Genomic DNA, 16,595 nt, shown 5'->3' with positions numbered 1-16,595 from the left:
CTGTCACACGCATGCTGGCCCGGACATCGAGCCCGCGCGGCGCGACCGGCGGGCAGGTGGAGGTGGCGAGATGACCGAGATGACCAAGCGAGGCGTGCGGCGGGCGATCGTGATCGGCGGAGGCATCGCGGGCCCGGTGCTCGGGATGTTCCTGCGGCGCATCGGCGTGGAGGTGACGATCTTCGAGGCGCGCGAGGCGCCTGCGGAGCAGGAGGGCGCCTTCCTGGGCATCGCTCCGAACGGGATGAACGTGCTCTCGGAGCTCGGCCTCGCGGGCGCGGTGGAGGCGCTCGGCGCGCCGTGCGCGGGCCTCCGGTTCGAGAACGCGCGCGGCCGGCGCGTCGGGGTGATCGATCAGCGGGAGGCGCCGCGCCGCTTCGGCGCGGCGCTCGTCATGACCCGGCGCGGGGCGCTGCACGGCGCGCTCGCGGAGGAGGCGGCCAGGCGCGGCGTCGCGATCCGGTACGGCGCGCGGCTCGAGGACGTGGACGCCTCGGATCCGCGCGAGGTCGTCGCGCGCTTCGGCGGCGGCGGCGAGGCGCGCGGCGACGTGCTCATCGGGTGCGACGGGTTCCGCTCGCGCACGCGGGCGCGGGCGCTGCCCGGCGCGCCCGAGCCGCGCTACACCGGGCTCATCGACTTCGGCGGCTTCGCGCGTTGCCCCGGCGCGCCGATCGAGCCTGGGTGGAATGTGATGGTGTTCGGCCGACGCGCGTTCTTCGGCGCGTTCGCGGCGCCCGGCGGCGAGGTGTGGTGGTTCCACAACAGCGGGGAGCCCGCTCCGGCGCATGGCGACGCCGCGCCGCCGGAGTCGCTCCGCGAGCGCATCCTCGCGCTGCACCAGGGCGATCCGGGCTGGATCGCGGACGTGGTGCGCGCGACCCCGGAGGTCCTCGGGCCGTGGTCGCTGCACGACATCCTGACGATGCCGCGCTGGCACGCCGGCCGGGTTTGCCTGATCGGGGACGCGGCGCACGCGGCGACCCCGCACGCCGGCCAGGGCGCCTCGCTCGCCATGGAGGACGGGATGCTCCTCGCGAGGTGTCTCCGGGACGAGCCCGACCCGGAGCAGGCGTTCGCGGCGTTCGAGCGCCTCCGGCGGCCGCGCGTCGAGGCGATCGTCCGGCAGGCGCGCCGGAACGGCAGCCGCAAGGCCGTCTCCGGGCCGGTGGCGGAGTGGCTCCGCGACCGGGCGCTGCCGCTGTTCCTGCGGATCGGCGCGGCCGCTCAGCAGCGCGCGTACGCGTACCGGATCGACTGGGAGGAGCGGGTCTAGCTCGCTCCGCCGCTCAGGCGGTGGTGGCCCAATTGGCCCCGGAGCGATTCACATCAAGGCGGGAAGGCAGGAAGATCATTGGTCTGTTCTTCCCGCCTTCCCGCCTTCCCGCCTTCATGTTCAAATCCGGCCACCGCCGCTCAGGCAGGCGCCGAGGGCGTCGGCGAGGACATCTGTACACGGTCAGCGCGGCGAGGCCCTCGACCTTCGTGCCGTGTCAGAGCGGCAGTGGCGCGACCGCGGGCGCGCGTCGGATCAACGCGCCACGCAGATGCCGGCGCAGTCGGCGCTGCCGGTGGCCGTATCGCAGTCGTCGCTCGGATCGTCGACGCACTCGAGTCCGTCGGGGCAGGAGAAGCCCGCGATGCCGCCGCACATGATGGGCTTGGGCTCGACGCAGACGCCGGCGCAGTCGGCGCCGCCGCGCTCGGGGTCGCAGTCGTCGGTCGGGTCGTCGACGCACTCGAGCCCGTCGGGGCAGGGGAGGCCCGCGAAGCCGCCGCACATGGCGGGCTTCGGCTCGACGCAGACGCCGGCGCAGTCGGCGCCGCCGTGCTCCGGGTCGCAGTCGTCGGTCGGGTCGTCGACGCACTCGAGCCCGTCGGGGCAGGGGAGGCCCGCGAAGCCGCCGCACATGGCGGGCTTCGGCTCGACGCAGACGCCGGCGCAGTCGGCGCCGCCGTGCTCGGGGTCGCAGTCGTCGGTCGGGTCGTCGACGCACTCGAGCCCGTCGGGGCAGGGGAAGCCCGCGAAGCCGCCGCACATCACGGGCTTCGGCTCGACGCAGACACCGATGCAGTCAGCGCCGCCGTGCTCCGGGTCGCAGTCGTCGGTCGGGTCGTCGACGCACTCGAGCCCGTCGGGACAGCTGGTCCCGAGGAAGCCGCCGCACTCCTGCGTCGTTTGCGGATCCTGCGACTCCCCGACGTCGCCGTCGCCCTCCGCCTTGCAGCCGACGAGTCCAATCACCATGAGCAAGAAAGCCAATCCTGTGTGGCGCATCAGAACCTCCGCGTCGTGCTTGTTCGATCCCTCATGCGACCGCCGGATCGGCGATCGCGCGGCAGCCTGGCGCGCAGGCGCCGCCAGGGGAGGACACCCCTGACGCCGCCATCCAGGCCACCTTCAGGGCTTCTGTCTCTGCTCCCCGAGGCGCGTCCTTCGGGGAGCGGCGCTCCATCGTCGCGCCTGTCTCCGCCTGTCTCCGCCTTGAGCAGCCTCCGTGCCAGCGAGATTTGGCACAGCGAGCGCGCAAATCGCGGCCTGCCGCCGGGGGGGACATCGCGGCCGTGCTGTCTCACGAGTGTCTCGAAGTGTCTCACGTGTGCCAACGGTGAGACAGTCGGCTCGCGCGCCGCGCACGGAGGCGACGGCGCCACGGCCGGAGGACGCCTCCGCTTGCGCGCGAGCGTCCGGGCTGCAACGCTGCGCGCCTCTTGCAAGGAGGTCCTCTGTGGTGAGCTTGTTCGAGCCCTTTCGCTTGAAGGACGTCACGCTGCGCAACCGCGTCGTCGTCTCCCCCATGTGCCAGTATTCCTCCGTGAACGGCCATGCGACCGACTGGCACCTTGTGCATCTGGGCTCGATGGCGAGAGGTGGAGTCGGCCTCGCCATCGCCGAAGCCACGGCGGTGTCCCCGGAGGGCCGTATCAGCCCGCGAGACGCCGGGCTGTGGGAAGACGGTCAGATCGAGCCGCTCAGGCGGATCGTCGCGTTCGTCAAGGAGCAGGGCGCGGTGCCGGGCATCCAGCTCGCGCACGCGGGGAGGAAGGCGAGCGCCAACCGGCCGTGGGAGGGCGACGATCACCTCACGAAAGAAGAAGGCGCCTGGGAGACGCTGGCGCCCTCGGCGAAGCCGTTCGGCGCGTACCTCCCCCAGGTGCCCAGGGAGATGTCGAAGGCAGACATCGACCGCGTGAAGGGCGCCTTCGTCGCCGCCGCGCGTCGGGCCCTCGAGGCAGGCTACGAGTGGCTCGAGCTGCACTTCGCGCACGGCTACCTGGCGCACAGCTTCTACTCGCCGCTCTCGAACGCGCGCACCGACGAGTACGGCGGGACGTTCGAGAACCGGATCCGCTTCCTGACCGAGACGTTCGAGGCGGTGCGGAGCGCCTGGCCGGAGCGCCTGCCGCTCACCGTCCGGCTCTCGATCACCGACTGGGTGGACGGCGGGGTCACGATCGAGGAGTCGATCGAGCTGACGAAGCGGCTCAAGGCGTCCGGCCTCGATTTGCTCGACGCGAGCCACGGGTTCGTGGTCCCCGATGTCTCCAAGATCCCCTGGGGCCCCGGCTTCCTGCTCCCGTACGCCGGACGCCTCCGCAAGGAGGCGGGCCTGCCGGTCGCGGCGGGGTGGTTCATCAACGAGCCGGAGCAGGCCGAGGCGGCCCTGAAGGAGGGCCAGGCGGACCTCATCGTGCTGGCCCACGCCCTGCTCGACGACCCGCACTGGGCCTACCACGCAGCGAAGAAGCTGGGCGTGGAGCAGCCGAGCCGCGTCCTCCCGCCGCCGTACGGCCACTGGCTCAAGCGCTGAGGGCGCCGGCCGGCGCGCCATGACCCCTTGAACCGGGCCCGCGCACCCATCACGTTGCGCGGCCCGACCATGCCAGGCGACCCCCAGCCCGTCACCCCCGGAGCGCCGGAGGCGCCGTTCGCGACGCGGGCGGCGCTCCTGTCCTGGCTCGCGCGCCACGCCATCGCGCACGTCGCCCGGCTGAACCTCGAGGCGGCGGCCCCGCGCGTCGATCCCGCCCTCTGGCCCGAGCTGCGGATCCTCGGCGCGCGGCGGCGCCTCATCGACCTCGCGAGCGGCGACGAGCTCGCGCGCTCGCTCGAGTGGCTGCCGCCCTCGCGCCTCCGCGACGCGCTGCCGCCCGCCGTCCTCGGCTTCCTCGAGGACGAGCGCGCCGCCGCCGCGCTGGCGCGCGCCGCGGTCCCCGCGCTGCTCCGGGCGCCCGACGAGCCGCGGGCCCAGCCGGCGCACGCCCTCCTCTGCGCCCTGCGCGCCCGCGTCCCCGACGCCGTGGCCCCGCGCCCCGAGCGGGCGCTCCGGGCCGCCCCGCTGCGCTTCGACGCGGCGCTGCCCGGCTTCCGGCTCGACGACCCGCTGCCCTACGAATCGCAGCGCGTGGGCGCCGGCTTCGTCCGCCCCGAGGCGCGGCTGACCCTCGCCCCCGGCGCGCCCCGCGCCGAGTGCGGCTGCGGCGCGGCCGACTGCGTGCACGTGCTCGCGGCCATCGACGCGGCGCTGCTCTGGCTCCGCCAGCCCCCGGGCGAGGCCTTCTTCCAGGCGCTCGACGAGCTCGGGCGCCCCCCCTGGGAGCGCACCCTGCTGGCGCTCGACCGCGCGTTCGACGAGGGCCCCGGCGCGCGCGCCGGCGTCGAGCTCGTCTTCCGGCTCGACGTCGTCGAGGGCGCCGGCGTCGCGGTCGCCCCCTGGATCCACCGCGTGGGCAAGAAGGGCCAGCGCGGCGCCGGCGCGCGGATCGGCAAGAAGCGCCTCCTCCTCGAGCACGGCGCCAAGCTCTCCGCCGACGACGCCCGCATCGCGGCGCTCCTGCCCGACGGCGACGCGTTCGCCTCGCGGGCGCTGCTCGACGCGCTCATCGGCCACCCGCGCCTCGTCCTCGGCGAGGCGCCCGACGTCGCGGTGCGCATCGAGCGCACGCCGGTGGGCCTCGTGGCCGAGGAGCGCCACGGCGCCGTGCGGGTGAGCGCCGGCGTCGAGGGCACCGCGCTGCCCCCTCCGCTGCTCGATCGCGTCCGCCGCGCCCGGCCCGAGGAGGTGCTGTTCCTCTGGGACTGGGACCAGGGCGCGCGCCGGCTCACGCTGCTCGACGTCAAGGCCGAGGTCCGGTCGCTCCTCGACGTGCTCCTGCGCGAGGGCAACGTCTTCCCGCCCGAGAGCCACGCCGCCCTGCTCGCCGCGCTCGCGCGGTGGGCGCAGCGCGTGCCCGTCGCCATGCCGCGCAGCGTGATGGGCGAGTCGGTCCCGCCCGCGCTGCTCCCGGTGCTGCGCCTCACGGCCCAGCCCCGCGGCGCGGTCGAGGTGGAGCTGCGCATCCGGCCGCTGGCCGATGGCCCGGCCCTCGCGCCGGGCGCGGGCGCCCGCGACGTGCACGTGCGGCGCGGGGAGAAGGCGCTGCACGCGGTGCGCGACCTCGCCCAGGAAGAGGGCTTCGCCGCCGCGCTCGCGGCCGAGCTCCCGCTCGCCGGGGCCGAGCCGATCGAGGATCGCCGCTTCCACTACCGCTTCGCCAGCGCGCACGGCGCGCTCGACCTGCTCGCGGCCTGCGCGGCGCGCGACCCGCCGCCGGAGCTCGAGTGGGTGGGCGCGCCGCTCCGCGCCGTGGCGAGCCGCGGCCCCCAGGCGCTCAAGATCGTCCTCGAGCGGCGGCGCGAGTGGTTCGGCGTCCTCGGCGGCCTGAGCGTCGGGGGCGAGCGCGTGGAGCTCGCGCGGCTGCTCGATGCGGCGCGGCGCGGCGAGCGTTACGTGCAGGTCGAGGCGCAGACCTACGTGGAGCTGGGCGAGGCGCTGCGCGCCCACCTCGAGCGCCTGTCGGACCATGTCCACGAGACCCGGCACGGCCTCGCGGTGGGCCCCTCGGCCGCCGGGGTGCTGTGGGAGCTCGAGCGGGCCGGCGCCGCGCTCGACGGGGACGGCGCCTACCGGCGGCTCGCCGAGCGCGTCGCGGCCGCCGGCGAGCTTTGCCCGGCCGTCCCACCGGCGCTCGGGACCGAGCTCCGCCCGTACCAGGTCGACGGTTACCGCTGGCTCGTGCGGCTCGCGGCCTGGGGGGCCGGGGGCGTGCTCGCCGACGACATGGGCCTCGGCAAGACCGTGCAGGCGCTGGCCGTCCTGCTCGAGCGCGCCGAGCGCGGGCCGGCGCTCGTCCTCGCCCCGACGTCGGTGGCCTTCAACTGGCGGGACGAGGCGCAGCGCTTCGCGCCCTCGCTGCGCCTCACGCTCTACGCGGACGAGGCCGATCGCGACGGCGCGCTCGCGCGGCTCGGCCCGGGCGACGTGCTGGTGCTCAGCTACGGCCTGCTCGTGCGCGACGCCGCGCGCCTCTCGGCCCGGCGCTTCGCCACGGTCGTCTTCGACGAGGCCCAGAGCCTGAAGAACGCGACCACCCTGCGCGCGCGCGCCGCGCGGGCGCTCCAGGCGGACTTCACGATCGCGCTCTCCGGCACGCCGCTCGAGAACCACCTCGGCGAGCTCTGGAGCCTGTTCACGATCGTCTTTCCCGGCCTCCTGGGCAGCTGGGACTCGTTCCGCGATCGTTACGCCGCGCCGATCGAGCGGCACGGCGATCCTGCCGCGGCGCCCGCGCTCGCGCGCGTGCTCGCCCCCTTCCTCCTGCGGCGGACCAAGGCGCAGGTGGAGGCCGAGCTCCCGGCGCGCACCGAGGTGCGCGTGCCGGTCGTCCTCTCGGGCGCCGAGTGGCAGCTGTACGAGGACGCGCGGCTCGCGGCGCTGTCCGATCTCGAGACGCGCCGGTCGGTCCGTCGGGAGCAGCAGCGGCGCGTCGAGGTGCTCGCGGCGCTCACGCGGCTGCGGCTGCTCGCCTCGCACCCGCGGCTCTACGACGAGCGCTCGGCGCTCGCCTCGTCCAAGCTCGCGCGCTTCCTCGAGCTCGTCGAGGAGCTGCGGGCGGAGGGGCAGCGCGCGCTCGTCTTCAGCCAGTTCACCTCGCACCTCGCGCTGGTGCGCGAGGCGCTCGAGGCGCGCGGCGTCGCGTACGTCTACCTCGACGGCGAGACGCCGCGGCGGGCGCGGGGCGAGCGGGTGCGCGAGTTCCAGGAGGGGGCGGCGCCGCTCTTCCTGATCTCGCTCAAGGCGGGCGGGTTCGGCATCAACCTCACGGCGGCCACCAACGTGATCCACCTCGACCCCTGGTGGAACCCCGCGGTCGAGGATCAGGCCTCGGATCGCGCGCACCGGCTGGGCCAGCGCCGGCCGGTCACCATCTACCGCCTGGTGGCGCTCGGGACGATCGAGGAGCAGATGCTGTCGCTGCACGAGCAGAAGCGCTCGCTCGCGGCCCAGGTCCTCGGCGGCAAGGACGCCGCGGGCAAGCTCTCGACGCAGGAGCTCCTGGGGCTGCTCTCGGCGCGGCTCCGGGGGCTGGACGGCGGCGAGGGCGGCGAGGGGGAGGGCGCCGTCGCGCTCGACGGGGATCCCGGCGCCGGGGCGCCGGCGCCCGTCTGAGGGGCGCTACGTCGCCCAGAGCACGGCGAGCTCCAGCTCGATCGCCTCGAACGGCGCGGCGCGGACGCGCGCGGCGTCGCGGTGGGTGGCGAGCGGGACCCAGCCTCCGCCCGGGCCGAGCGAGAAGACCTCCAGGGTCCGCTGGATGGGATCGACCAGCCACGCGTGCAGCACGCCCTCGCGCGCGTAGAGGGGCATCTTGTCCTCGCGGTCGTGCTGCTCTGTCGAGGGGCTCAGGACCTCGCAGATCCAGTCCGGAGCGAGCGAGAAATAGGGTGTGATGGGGAGCTCGGGCATGCGCTCCCGGCGCCAGCCGGCGATGTCCGGCACGACCGCGTCCACGTCGCCCGGCGATTCCGGATCGGGGAAGTGCAGCTCGGGCTCATCGAGGATCCACCATCCGCCTGGGCCGTTCCTGCCGTGGTCGAAGGGACCGCCGATCTCGATGCCCAGGCTCGACGCGGCGCGCGCATGCCGCGGCGCCGGCCGCGGGAAGACGTGCAGCACGCCGCGGATCAGCTCTGCCACCTTGTTCGGCGGCGCGGCCTCGAGATCGGCGTACGTGGCGCGGCGGGGCTTCTCGGCGGGCTGGCCCATGGGCTCAGCCTGCCCGCGGGGTCGCGGCCAGGCAAGCTGCGCCCGCTGCGACTCGGCGGCTCACGCCTCGCCGACCTCGTTCGCGAACCCCTTCGCGGGGTCGGCTTGCCGCGCCGGGTCCGCCGGGGCGGCGGGGTGGACGACGACCCGCTTCCAGCGCCCCGAGGCGTAGTAGGCCAGGCTCGCGGCGAGCGACACGACGAAGCTCGCCGCGATGGCGTACCAGACCCCCTTCACGCTGCGCATCTCGCGGGAGAGGAAGTACGCGAGCGGGGCGCGGACCACCCAGAGGCCGAGCAGCGAGATCGCGGTCGTGACCAGGGTGGCGCCGGCGCCGTTGATGATGCCGTTGCTCACGAAGGAGAGGCCGAAGAGCACGTACGACGCGCCCACGATGTGCAGGTACGAGACGCCGAGATCGATGACGACCGGATCGGCGATGAACACGCGGAGGAGCGCCTCGGGGAAGACGATGGCCGCCGCCGAGCACGCGAGCGTGATCGCGGCGCTGAAGGCGCAGCCCCACAGGAAGATCTCGCGCACGCGCCCGTGGTGCCCCGCGCCGAGGTTCTGCCCGGCGAGCGTCGATATCGCCATTCCCATGTTGATCGCGGGCAGGAACGCGATCTGGTCGATGCGCGAGGCCGCGCCGAACGCCGCGGTCGCGACCTCCCCGAACCCGTTCACGATCCCCGTCACCACCACCATGCCGAGCGAGACCACCGACTGCTGCACGGCCGCCGGCACGCCGATGCGGAGCGTCCGCCGGATCGTCGGGCCGAGCTGGCCGAAGCGGGGCCACCTCGGCGAGATCGGGGACCTCTTCACGTGGAGATATGCGTTGAGCGCGACGAGCGCGAGGACCTGAGAGACGATCGTGGCCCAGGCCGTCCCGTTCAGGCCGAGCGCCGGCAGCCCCAGCTTCCCGAAGATGAGGAGAGGATCGAGCACCGTCGTGAGCAGGACGGAGCCGAGCTGAAAATAGAGGGGAGTCTTCGAGTCCCCCGTCCCCTGCAGCATGCTCCGCAGCGCGAACATGCCGAAGCTGAACGGCAGCGAGAGCAGGTAGACGCGGAGGTAGTGCGCGGCCGGCTCGAGCACCTCGGCCGGCGTGTCCATCGCGCGGAGGATCGCGGGGGTGAAGATCTCGCCGATGACGGTCAAGAGGACGCCGAGGCCGTAGATGAGCACGGTGGAGCCGTCCACCACGCGCTTCAGCTCGTCGAACCGCCTGGCGCCGAAGCTCTGGGAGACGAGGATGTTCGTGGCCAGGGTCATCCCCATCCCGACGCCGAAGATCGTGAACACGACGGGGAAGCTCACGGTGACGGCCGCGAGGGCGACGGTGCCCAGGTACTGGCCGACCCAGATGGCGTTGATGAAGCTGTAGGTCGTCTGGAGGAAGCCCCCGAGGAGCATCGGGAGCGAGAACGTCACGATGTGTCTGGGGATGCTGCCGGTCGTCAGATCGGTGCCGAACGTCGGTTTCATCGGGCTCCTCGCCCGCGGGCGGGCGGAAAGAGGGATCGTGGGAGGGTCGGGCGCGGCGTAACTTAGCGGACGCGCGGCGACAGTCCACGCCCGCTGGCGCGCGGCTTGCAGTCCGCGCCGGCCGCTGAGCGCTTCGGTCCTTCCCCGGTTGCGCCAGCGAGAGGAGAACGACATGCCGAAAGCGAAGTCCGCCAGCGCCCCCAAGCAGCCGGGGGCGCGGGGCGCGGCCTCGGAGCCGTCCGAGGCGTCCTTGCCGCTGGTGCTCACCGCGGCCGAGCAAGATCTCCTGGGCCGCGCTCTCAGGCTCCTGGTCAACGTGCAGGCCGCGCCGTTCGTGGAGCGGGCCCGTCGCGAGGGCTACACGGCCGAGGAGCACCGCGAGGGGTGGCGGCTGCTCAAGCTCGCCTCGGGCGAGCAGCGCCCGCTGGAGCACCTGTTCGTGGAGGCCTCGAGCGGCGGGGTGGTGGAGGGGGCGGAGCGGATGCGGCTGCTCCAGGAGGTCGATACCTTCGAGAACACGTGGTTCCCGCGCGCGCGGGCGATCATCCGCCGCGCGGTGCCGCGCGAGCGGCGCGCCGGGTTCGAGGCCGCGTTCTTCAAGAACCTGGAGCAGCAGCCGCTCGGGCCGGCGGTGATCATGTCGGTCGGGACGTTCCTGCGCCGGGTGGAGGGGCTCGCCAGGAACAGCGACGGCGACGCGAAGAAGGTCCACAAGACGCTCACGGCGCGCGGGCTGACGGAGGCGAGGATGCAGCAGGTGCGCGACCAGCTCGCGCGGCTGGAGGCCGGCGCCGGCGCGCAGGGGCAGCCGCCCCGGGTGCCGGCGGCGGAGCTGGAGCGGGCCCGGAAGGAGCAGCGGGAGGCGCTCGAGGGCCTGCGCGACTGGTTCAACGACTGGGCGACGACGCTCCGGCAGGTCTTCTCGGTCAAGGCGCAGATCCAGCTCGGCCTCACGGTGATGAAGCGCGCGGCGGCCGCCGCCGGGGAGGTGATCGAGGAGGAGCCGCCGCTCGACGGGGACGACGACGGCGCGGAGGGCGAGGTCGCGGGCGCGGAGCCGCGGCTCGGCTGACGCGGCGCCGGGCGCCGCCGTGCCCGCCAGGCGCCGGGGAGGGCGGCGGGAAGGCGCGGTGCCAAGCGGAAAGCCGGTCCGGGGAGCCGGAGGAGGGGGTCTCGAGAACGGCCGAGGGGGTCTCGAGAATGGCCGAGGGGGTCTCGAGGGCGGCCGAGGGGGGCTCGAGAACGGCCGAGGGGGGTCTCGAGAACGGCCGAGGGGGGTCTCGAGAACGGCCGAGGGGGTCTCGAGAACGGCCGAGGGGGTCTCGAGATGTGCGCAGACCCGCTCCGCGCTCTCCGGACCGGCTGCGGCGGTGTACAGACCCCGTCGCCCCGGTTTCCAGACCGGCACCGACGCTCTTCAAGCCCATCCTGGAGGCGCTCGCTGTCCAGGGTGCGATCGCTCGCCTCCTCCGGGCGCGACCGAGCCGTCCGCTCTACCCGAGGCGGTCGGTCCATGTGGACACGAGCCCTTGCGAGGTGGCTCGGGATATCGCTCCGGCAGCGCAGGATCCCCTGATCGGGTGCACAGATACTCTGCGGACCATGGAACCCCTCGCGGCGTCAGTTGCAGAGGGGCTCCGCAACCGGTTGCTCCCTTCCGCAATGGTTTGCGTGATTGAACAAGGGTTCGCGGTCCCGGGATCCCGGCCGCACGTCCCGACGGCACGGGCGCAGCGCCGCGCAATGGGTCGCATCGCGAGAAGGATCCACCTCGGCCTCGCCAGCACGGGGCCCCGCGCCCGAGCGGAAGATGCGGTGTGACGGGGGACCACGAGGAGAGTTTAAAGTCCCAAGGCGCCGAGGACACCAAGAACACCAAGAGACAGAAGACGCACGTCTCTCTCTTCTATGAACGTCCTTGGTGTCTTATTTTATTCGTCTGAGTCGTTGTGTCCGACAGGGCTGGGCTCCGCCTCGGACTATACACATTGCGACGGCCATCGCCTGATGCGGGGATACTTGTTGCAGTTCTTCCATGTCGACCGGCGATCCCCGCCAGCACACCCGGACGGCCTCATGCGCGCTCAGAAATAACTCTCGAACGCGTCAGGGCGCCCAGAGCTCGACGTGGCGATGACGGGCGCACCCGTTCGGTTGCGAGGGATGACGCTTGCGCCGAGCGCGCTGGCCTAGCGACGCTTGCCTCCCGATGTGGCACGGCGTAGGGTAAACCATGGCCGTTCAAGCAGTGACCGTGAACCTGCCGGAGCCTCTTTACGAGCGGCTGGCGCGACGCGCGAGCAGGATGCATCGGACCGTCGAGGCTGAGCTCGTCGAGGCGGTGGCGGCGTTGCTCCCGGACGAGCCCGAAGAGCTGCCGGCCGACATGGCCGAGTCGATCGCCGCGCTGCACCTCCTGGACGACGAGGCATTATGGCGAGCCGCGAGGACCTCCCTGGCCGCTCAGAAGGCTGCCGACCTCGAGGCCCTCCACGTCAAGCGCCAGGGAGAAGGGCTCTCTGCATCGGAGTCCGATGCGCTGGCGATGCTCGTGAAGGAGTATACGCGGATCATGCTGGTTCGCTCCCGAGCGGCTGCGCTGCTCACGCAGCGTGGGCACGATGTCTCCGTGCTGCTCCAGAAGCATGAGCCGTAGTTACATCTCCAAGGCGCTGCGGGAGCAAGTCGCCCGAGAGGCGCGCCATCGGTGCGGTTTCTGCCTCACGTCGTCGAGCATCATCGGCTCGCCGATGGAGATCGATCACATCATCCCGGCGTCGCTGGGAGGCCTCACGGAGAGAGAGAACCTCTGGCTCGCGTGTTCCCTCTGTAACGAGCACAAGGGCAACCGGATCGCGGCCTCCGACCCTCACACCGGAGAGACCGTGCGCATCTTCGATCCACGCCGACAGGCATGGCCGGATCATTTATCTTGGAGCGCGGCGGGAGACCAGATCATCGGCAAGACCCCCACTGGCAGGGCCACCGTCGTTGCCGTTCGCTTGAACCGCGCCGAGCTCGTGGAAGCCCGGCGGGGCTGGGTGATCGCCGGCTGGCATCCACCCAAGGATTGACCCAGAAGCATCGATGTTCCCGCGCTCGCCGCGCAAGCCGGCGGCCAGGCGCCCTCAGGCGCACCGGGCTGCGCGCCCCGGACCTTTTCCCGACCTTGCTCAAACAACGCGGCTCGCCGCGGGGCGCGCCCGCGCACAGAGGCCCTCTCAGGCCGCCCGCAGCCGCCACACCGCGGGCCGCAGCAGCAGCAGCGGCGCGGCGAGGCCCGCGACGACGCCGCACCACACCGCCGACTCGACGCCGATCCGACCCGCGAGCCAGCCGGCCGCGAGCGTGCCCGCCGGCAAGAGCGCGCCGGTGAGCACGTGGAGCGTGGCGTTGACCCGGCCGAGCACGTGGAGCGGCAGCATCGATTGCCGGGCGCTCACCGCGTGGATCATGAACGCCACGAGGAAAGCGTCCCCGAGGAGCTGGTGCAGCACGAGGGCAGGGACCGCGAGCCGCCCGAGGTGCGCGGCGAGCGGGATGAGCACGGCGCCGGCCTGACCCACCGCGAGGCTGAGGATCATCGCCGGCCCACGGCCGAGGCGGCGGCCCAGCCACCCCGCGACGACGCTGCCGCCCAGCGCGCCGACGCCGCCCGCGCTGATGATCAGCCCGACCGCGGCGGGATCCAGCCGCAGGCCCTCCAGGAGATAGAGCATGTACAGCGCGGAGAAGACCCCGCCGCTGAAGAGCGCCTGCGCGCCCATGGCCAGGAACGTCGCGCCGACCACAGGGTGGCCGAGGCCGTGGCGCAGCCCCACCCGGAGATCCTCGAGCAGCGAGGCGCCCCCCTCGGCCGCGTCGCCCGCAGGGATGACCGGCGCCTCGACCGCCCGGATGCGCCCGAGAAGCGCCGCCGACCCGAGATACGAGAGCGCGTCCGCCACCATCGTCACCGGCGCGGTGAGCACCTGGATCAGGATGCCCGCGGCGCCAGGGCCGGCGATCTCCGCGGCGGCCTCGGTCCCCTCCAGCCGGGCGTTCGCCTCGACCAGGCGATCCTGCCCGACCAGCGCCGGCAAGTACGCGTTGTCGGCGATCTGGAACAGGGAGGTGGCCACGCCGACCAGCGCGGCCACCGCGGAGAGATGGACGAGGGTCAGCGCGCCGGCCCAGGCCGCGATCGGCACCGAGAGGATCAGCGCGGCGCGCGCGAGATCCGCGCCGATGAGCAGCGGCCGCTTGCGCGAGCGGTCGACGAGCCCGCCCGCGAAGAGCCCCACGAGCACGCCCGGGGCGGTCGACATCGCCGAGAGCGCCGCGACGCCGGCCGCGTCGGCGCCGAGGCTCACGATCGCGATCACCGGCAGCGCCGTCCGGCTGACGCGGCTGCCCAGCGCGCTCACCGCCTGCGCGGCCCAGAGGCGCAGGAAATCGGGGTGGCGAGAGAGGCCGGCGGGGGGAGCGGACATGGCGCGGGGGCGCGAGTAGAGCAGAAAAGAAGGAAGGACGGAGCGCCGCGGAATGAGGGTCGCCTCTGCGGGCAGGCGCGACTACGAAAGCAGCCCTGGAGCCACCCGCGCCCATGCCCCCGCTGCTGCGTTCACCAGCCACCAGGCTCGCCGCAGCGCTCGTCGCGATCGCGATGGCGCTCGTCGGCCTCCTGCCCCTCTTCGACGGCCCCGGCTACGAGAGCGCGCTCGCCGCAGGCGTGCTCGTGCCGAGCGCCGCCGCGATCACGACCGCCCTCGACGTCGCCGCCCACCGGCCCCTGCCGCTCGACGCCTTCCGCCGCGGCGTCGCGAACGGCGCCCTGCTCGCGGTCGTCGCGTACGCCACCACCCTGGCGCACGGCCTCCGCGCAGGCTTCTGCGACGTGCTCGGCGGCTCCGCGCACTTCGCCCTCGGGCCCGGCCTCGGCGCGGCCCTCGGCGGCGCCTGGGGCGCGGTCGCGGGCGAGCTCGCCGCCGGCATCCGGCGCGACGACGCCGCGCCCCTGCCGCCCGCGCCCCCCGCGTGGCGGCGCCGGCTCGTCGCCGTCCTCGCCGCGCTCGCCGCCCCGCTCGCCTCGATCGGCGTGAGCGCCGTCCGCTTCTACACGAGCCCGATCGTCTTCGCCTACGACCCCTTCGTCGGCTTCTTCAGCGGCACCCTCTACGACACCGTCGTCGACGCCTCCGGGCTGCTCACCTACCGCGCCGGGACGCTCGCCACCCTGGTCGCCGCGTCCGCGCTCGCCCACCACCTCGTCCACGACGCGGGCGGCCGGCTGTCGTTCCAGCTGCAAGGCCGCCCCGGGCTGCTCCTGCTCGGCGCGGCGTGCGCCGCCCTCAGCGCCGCGAACCTCCTCGAAGGCGCGCGCCTCGGCCACTTCCAGACCTCCGAGACCATCGCGGCCGAGCTCGGCGCGCTCTCGCAGGGCGAGCGCTGCGAGGTCGTCTACCCGCGCGGCATGCGCGAGGCCGACGTCCAGCGCTTCGTGCGCGAGTGCGACGCCCACATCGCGGCCGGCGAGCGCTGGCTCGGCGCGCCCGCCGAGCACGGCGGCGCGCCGCTCCGCGTCCGCGCCTACCTGTTCGAGAGCGCGGCGCAGAAGGGCGCGCTCATGGGCGCGTCGCGCACCTACGTGGCGAAGCCGTGGCGCCGCGAGGTGTACCTGCAGGCCGCCGGCTACCCGCACCCGACCCTCGGGCACGAGATCATGCACGTGCTCGCCGGCGCCTTCGCCCGCGGCCCGTTCGAGATCGCCGGGCGGCTCGGCGGGTGGCTCCCCGACCCGGGCCTCATCGAGGGGATCGCCGTCGCCGGCTCGCCCAGGGAGGGCGAGGACCTGAGCCCGCGCGAGTGGGCCAAGGCCATGAAAGATCTCGGGATCCTGCCGCCGCTGGCGCGCCTCTTCGCGCTCGGGTTCCTCGCCGAGAACTCGTCGACCGCCTACACCGTGAGCGGCGCCTTCGTCGGCCACGTGCGCGCGACGTACGGGCCCGCCGCGGTCCGCGCCTGGTACGGCGGCAAGCCGCTGCCCGAGCTCACCGGCGCCTCGTGGGCCGAGATGGAGCGCGCGTGGCACGCCGAGCTCGACGCGCTGTCGCTCCCGGACGCGGCCAGGGCGCAGGCGAAGGCCCGCTTCGATCGGCCCGCCGTGTTCGAGCGGCGCTGCCCGCACGTGGTCGACGCGTGCGCGCAGAAGGCGGAGCAGCTGCGCGCGCGCGGCGACAACGAGGGCGCCATCGCCGAGTACCGGCGCGTCCTCGCGCTCGACCAGAGCCCCGCGACGCGCGTCGCCGTCGCCGAGACGCGGCTCGCGAGCGACGCGCCCGGCAGCCGGGCCGAGGGGGTGCGCGAGCTGGAGATCATCGCCGGGGACGCGTCGGTGCCGCGCCACCTGCGCGACCGCGCGGCGGAGCGGCTCGGCGACGTGGCGCTCTCGGCCGGCGACCGCGAGCGCGCGGTCGCGTGGTACCAGGAGGTCGCCGGCCGCCTCGTCGACGAGGACCGGCTGCGGACGCTCGACGTCAAGATCGCCGCCGCCCACGACGAGCGGGCCCGCGCGGCCGTGGTCGAGCTCCTGGTCGGGACCCGCGGCGGCGCGCCGGACCGGTTCCGGGCGGCCGAGCTGCTCGGCGCCTGGGCCGCGCAGGCGCCCGGCGACGGCCTGCCGAGCTACCTCCTCGGCCGCCAGTACCTGAACGACGGCCGCTTCGACGAGGCGGCCGATCGGCTGGACCGGGCGCTCGGGGCCCACCTGCCCCTCCAGCGGGTCTGGATCGAGGCCGAGCGGCTGCGCCTCGTGGCGGCGTGCGGCGTCGGCGACGCCGAGACCGCGCGCCGGATGTTCGCCCAGTACGCCGCCCACGAGGGGGCGGCCGGCGCCGGGCCCGCCGTGAGCCAGGAGCGCCGGGACGCCGCCCTCCGGCTGCTCGAGCGGTGCGACCGCGCGGCGCCCCGGCCCGCGGCCCCGGCGACCCCATCCGACAGGCCGGACGGACAAAAGTGAAGAATGCCTCTCGTCCCCGC

The 16,595-nt window shown here is 74.1% G+C and carries 11 protein-coding genes; 7 read left to right on the top strand and 4 right to left on the bottom strand.

Annotated elements, in window-relative coordinates:
- Nucleotides 1–70 precede the first annotated feature (70 nt).
- Nucleotides 71–1,276, top strand: a complete 1,206-nt coding sequence (locus tag WMF33_RS27555) for an FAD-dependent oxidoreductase (RefSeq protein WP_437331414.1) — start codon at nucleotides 71–73, stop codon at nucleotides 1,274–1,276.
- Between the two features lie 255 nt (nucleotides 1,277–1,531).
- Here WMF33_RS27555 and WMF33_RS27550 read toward each other — a convergent pair whose 3' ends face one another.
- Nucleotides 1,532–2,248 carry a hypothetical protein gene (locus tag WMF33_RS27550; protein ID WP_437331413.1) on the bottom strand — a complete coding sequence of 239 codons (717 nt, stop codon included), beginning with the start codon at nucleotides 2,246–2,248 and terminating at the stop codon, nucleotides 1,532–1,534.
- Nucleotides 2,249–2,729: 481 nt separating this feature from the next.
- On the opposite strand from WMF33_RS27550, the gene WMF33_RS27545 reads away from it, so the two are divergent.
- Nucleotides 2,730–3,812 carry an NADH:flavin oxidoreductase/NADH oxidase gene (locus WMF33_RS27545; RefSeq protein WP_061626606.1) on the top strand — a complete coding sequence of 361 codons (1,083 nt, stop codon included), beginning with the start codon at nucleotides 2,730–2,732 and terminating at the stop codon, nucleotides 3,810–3,812.
- Between the two features lie 69 nt (nucleotides 3,813–3,881).
- Nucleotides 3,882–7,490, top strand: coding sequence for a DEAD/DEAH box helicase (locus WMF33_RS27540; RefSeq protein ID WP_437331412.1), 3,609 nt, complete (start codon nucleotides 3,882–3,884; stop codon nucleotides 7,488–7,490).
- 6 nt (nucleotides 7,491–7,496) lie between these two features.
- Here the strand turns inward: WMF33_RS27540 and WMF33_RS27535 are convergent, their stop codons facing one another.
- Nucleotides 7,497–8,087, bottom strand: coding sequence for a Uma2 family endonuclease (locus tag WMF33_RS27535; protein ID WP_437331411.1), 591 nt, complete (start codon nucleotides 8,085–8,087; stop codon nucleotides 7,497–7,499).
- 60 nt (nucleotides 8,088–8,147) lie between these two features.
- Nucleotides 8,148–9,578, bottom strand: coding sequence for an MATE family efflux transporter (locus WMF33_RS27530; protein WP_437331410.1), 1,431 nt, complete (start codon nucleotides 9,576–9,578; stop codon nucleotides 8,148–8,150).
- 172 nt (nucleotides 9,579–9,750) lie between these two features.
- Between WMF33_RS27530 and WMF33_RS27525 the strand changes: the two genes are divergently transcribed.
- The 3 genes from WMF33_RS27525 to WMF33_RS27515 all read left to right on the top strand — a co-directional run bounded on the left by WMF33_RS27525 (nucleotide 9,751) and on the right by WMF33_RS27515 (nucleotide 12,652).
- Nucleotides 9,751–10,650 (top strand): hypothetical protein, encoded by a 900-nt coding sequence (locus tag WMF33_RS27525; RefSeq protein WP_437331409.1) that lies wholly within the window; start codon nucleotides 9,751–9,753, stop codon nucleotides 10,648–10,650.
- A gap of 1,161 nt (nucleotides 10,651–11,811) precedes the next feature.
- On the top strand, nucleotides 11,812–12,234 hold the full coding sequence (locus tag WMF33_RS27520) for a hypothetical protein (protein ID WP_437331408.1): 423 nt from the start codon (nucleotides 11,812–11,814) through the stop codon (nucleotides 12,232–12,234).
- Nucleotides 12,224–12,652, top strand: a complete 429-nt coding sequence (locus WMF33_RS27515) for an HNH endonuclease (RefSeq protein WP_437331407.1) — start codon at nucleotides 12,224–12,226, stop codon at nucleotides 12,650–12,652. Before WMF33_RS27520 ends, WMF33_RS27515 begins: the two co-directional genes overlap by 11 nt.
- 147 nt (nucleotides 12,653–12,799) lie before the next feature.
- Here the strand turns inward: WMF33_RS27515 and WMF33_RS27510 are convergent, their stop codons facing one another.
- Nucleotides 12,800–14,050, bottom strand: a complete 1,251-nt coding sequence (locus WMF33_RS27510; RefSeq protein ID WP_437331406.1) for an MFS transporter — start codon at nucleotides 14,048–14,050, stop codon at nucleotides 12,800–12,802.
- Between the two features lie 113 nt (nucleotides 14,051–14,163).
- Here WMF33_RS27510 and WMF33_RS27505 point away from each other — a divergent pair, with 113 nt between their 5' ends.
- Nucleotides 14,164–16,575: a hypothetical protein gene (locus WMF33_RS27505; protein WP_437331405.1), complete on the top strand. Its 2,412-nt coding sequence runs from the start codon at nucleotides 14,164–14,166 to the stop codon at nucleotides 16,573–16,575.
- Nucleotides 16,576–16,595 lie beyond the last annotated feature (20 nt).

Origin of the sequence: Sorangium sp. So ce394, assembly GCF_051474665.1 — a bacterium.
GTDB lineage: Bacteria > Myxococcota_A > Polyangia > Polyangiales > Polyangiaceae > Sorangium > Sorangium cellulosum_D.
The sequence above is the reverse complement of the archived record's forward strand: the minus strand, read 5'-3'. Positions and strand labels throughout refer to the sequence as shown.